This is a genomic window from Streptococcus sp. 477 (assembly GCF_013277295.1).
GTDB lineage: Bacteria > Bacillota > Bacilli > Lactobacillales > Streptococcaceae > Streptococcus > Streptococcus pseudopneumoniae.
On sequence record NZ_VMMQ01000040.1, the window covers coordinates 1 to 1,836 of the forward strand.

A 1,836-nucleotide genomic window follows, 5' to 3' on the forward strand; every position below is an offset into this window, starting at 1 on the left:
TTTTTTCATATTTTTTTCGCTTATAATCTCAAAATCAGTTTGGAAACCAAATGCTTGGTGGAGTTGATCCGTGATAGTTGTTCTGGTGTAAGTTGGAAGATATCCTGCTCCATAAAGATGTTTGAACTTGTAATTGCGTAAGGTTTGGATGAGTTCTGAACAGGTGACTGTTTCTCCTAGTTGTTTTTCCAAGAGACGATAAATCATTAGTGCTAGGAAACAAATAGTGAAATGTGCTTGAATCCTATCTGAACGGCTGAGATAAACGGGTCTGGCTCGTAGTTCCTGCTTCATGATACGAAAACTCTCTTCAATTTCCCACCGCCTTTGATTGATGACTACAATTGTCTGGATATCTTCATCTAGATTAGTGGCTACGGCGTAGAGACCATCATATTGAGCCTCTTCTTGAATACGTTCCTCATCAAGAGTTAGAATCCTTTTCTCGGCGATTTCCCCTTCTTTGGTAGTACTTGTTTCTTTCAGAAATCTCTTAAAATCGGTTTGTCTCTTCTTGGTAGCTTGGCTGGGCTTGCCCAGTAACTTACTAGCCCGTTCAATCTGTCTCTCTCGTATCGTTCGATGATAGTCTTGATATTTAGTAGAAAAGGTCACAATCAAGCGTTGATTTGGTAAATCTTCATCATAAAAAGGAGATTCTTTAAAGAAGAGCTGTTTTTTTAATTCCTCTCTGTGCTCTAGCTCATCCAGATTGTAAAAGATAGGATTCTTATCCCCAACCATTCGCCAACCACTTTTATCCAAAGCCCAGTCTCTGTATTCTTTCTTTAACTTCTTGATAGATTGAGTTGTGACATAGGAACGTTCCCCAAAAGAATTGTACATCTTATTGGCTTTTGATGAGAGTCCAGCATCTGTACAGACTACAAATTTTGAAGCCTTGTACTCCTTGACAATCTTTCTTTCTAATGGTTTAAGAGTAGTTTGTTCATTTGTATTTCCAGGGTGGATACAGAAAGCTAGGGGAATTCCTTGTTTGTCCATAAAGAGTCCCATCTCCACAATTGGATTTGGGCGATGTTCTTTAGATGGACCGTATTGTCTCAGAAGTCCTTCCTCATCTTCAGCTTCAATTTCAAAATAGAAGTTAGTACAGTCATAGTAGAGAACTTCTGTCTGTCGTTGGGTCATCTTTTTTGAAGTTTGATAGGTTTGTTCTTGTATAAACTCTGTTTCATTAGAAATAACTTCAAGAGCCCGATAAAAATGTTGGAGTTCAAATTCTTTAGGTTCGAGTAATGTTTTTGAAAATTCTAGGGTGGATCGTTTTGAAGCAGGAGCTAGAATCCGTCCATAAATCAATCGAGATAGGATATCATCTAGAGAGAAATTAAAACGATGTCGTTTTTGGATTTCTTTGTTAATTCTAGGCAAATCTAGTTGATGATAGAGGTCTTGTAGGAAGAGATAGCCTCCATGATATTCGTTCAATTGATTTTGTTTTAACTGTTTGTTCTGACTAAAGGTAATGAGGAAATCTTTATTTTCTTCTTTTTCTTTCTCAGTTAATTCCTTGGCACGTAAACGAGCCCACTCAAGAGGTTCCATATCAGGATGTTCTTTTAAGAGTGTGTTATGATTGCCTAAGTTTTCTACGATAGTAGAAGTCCGTTTATTTCCAACCTTGATGTCTTTAATAATAGCGTAGTTGATAGTGTTTTTTGACTTTGATTGTTTCACTCTCATCTTTTTATACCTCGCTCTATTATAACAAAGTACGGAAAAGTACGCAAATAAAAAACGGTGAAATTTGACAAGAAAATCCCCTTATATCAACCTTTATGAGGAGTTTTTCACTTCACAACTGTCAAAGTC

1 protein-coding gene is annotated in these 1,836 nt (G+C 36.9%); it reads right to left on the minus strand.

Going from position 1 to position 1,836, the window contains the following annotated elements:
• Nucleotides 1-1,707, minus strand: a 1,707-nt coding sequence (locus HT691_RS05900) for an IS1634 family transposase (protein ID WP_172921750.1), incomplete at its 3' end; no start/stop codon positions are given.
• Nucleotides 1,708-1,836: the final 129 nt, after the last annotated feature.